Below are 1,450 nucleotides of genomic sequence, written 5' to 3' on the forward strand. Positions count from 1 at the left end.
TTTCTTGATCGCTAGTGCAGACAGCCCGACCATCACGCTGATACGTTTTCCTGTCAGTTGATTCGTTCTGGGGGCAGCGTGAACCAGCCATTAGTGGAGGACGACCCGCGGCGGCTGGGCCCATACGACATCGTGAGCCGCCTCGGGCAAGGCGGCCAAGGCGTCGTCTACCTCGGGCGGACCGAATCCGGCGAACAAGTCGCCGTCAAACTCCTACATCCCGGCCTGCTGACCGACTCCGACGCCAGAAGCAGATTCCTGCGCGAAGTGGAGATCGCCCGGCGCGTGGCCAGATTCTCCACCGCCCCCGTACTGAACGCCGACCTCGCCGGCCAACGACCCTACATCGTCAGCGAATACGTGCCAGGACCCTCCCTGCACGCCCTCGTCACCCTCGAGGGGCCACGACGCGGCGCCGCACTCGACCGGCTGGCGATCAGCACCGCCACCGCACTGGCCGCCATCCACCGCGCCGGAGTCCTGCACCGCGACTTCAAACCCGCCAACATCCTGATGGGACCAGAAGGCCCCGTCGTGATCGACTTCGGCATCGCCCGCGCCCTGGACGCGCCAGGCACCGCCTCCACCGGATCACTGATCGGCACACCCTCCTACCTCGCACCCGAGCACATCGCCGGAGCGACCGCGACGGAAGCAGCCGACATCTTCGCCTGGGGCGTGACCATGGTGTTCGCCGCCTCCGGCCAGCCCCCGTTCGGCGCCGACTCCACCCCCGCGGTAATCCACCGCATCCTCCACAAAAAGCCGGAGATCTCCGGCCTGGACGGAACACTGCTCGAACTCGTCACCGCCAGCCTGTCCAAAGACCCGGCCAAACGACCCAGCGCCGACGGCCTGGCCGCCAGGCTGACCTCCCACCACGTGCGTCCCGCCGCGCGCGGGCGCCGCCGCACGATGATTCTGACCCTCGCCGGCTGCGCGGTGGCATCGCTGGCCGTCGCGGGCGCTCTGCTGACGAACACGGGCAGGCACCCGGTCGGCTCACCCGCCAACGGGACCTCGACCCTTCAGCCGACCGCACCACCCACCACCTCCCCCACCACGCCCCCCACCACCATGCCGTCACAGACCAGCCAAGCGGAACAGCGCACGACACCCCCGGCATCCGGACAGACGGCATCCGGACAGACGGCACCCAAGCAGGCGATGCCCAAGCAGACGCCCCGCCGCAGGACCTCGGCGCCGACCGCCAAGCCGACCCGCACCGAGCGCCTCGCGAACACGCCGACAGGCGAGGAATCCAGGAAGGACTCGACCCCCGACCCGACCGAGGGCACCACCCCGCAACCAGCCCCGGCAACCACCACTGCCGCACCCCCGACGTTCGCCCCACCCCCGCCGTATTGGACCCCGCCCGAGAATCCCTACACCTGCATCCCCTCGATGTGCTGACACCGTCTGGTAGGTGCCTGTCTCGGACAGCGATCCC

General features: G+C 69.1%; 1 protein-coding gene. It reads left to right on the forward strand.

All coding sequences use genetic code 11. The features are described from left to right. Nucleotides 1–78 precede the first annotated feature (78 nt). Nucleotides 79–1,413 (forward strand): protein kinase, encoded by a 1,335-nt coding sequence (locus tag AB0B45_RS51480; protein ID WP_358146388.1) that lies wholly within the window; start codon nt 79–81, stop codon nt 1,411–1,413. The last annotated feature ends 37 nt before the right edge of the window (nt 1,414–1,450 follow it).

The organism is Nonomuraea sp. NPDC049152 (assembly GCF_040648355.1).
In the GTDB taxonomy this organism is placed as follows: domain Bacteria; phylum Actinomycetota; class Actinomycetes; order Streptosporangiales; family Streptosporangiaceae; genus Nonomuraea.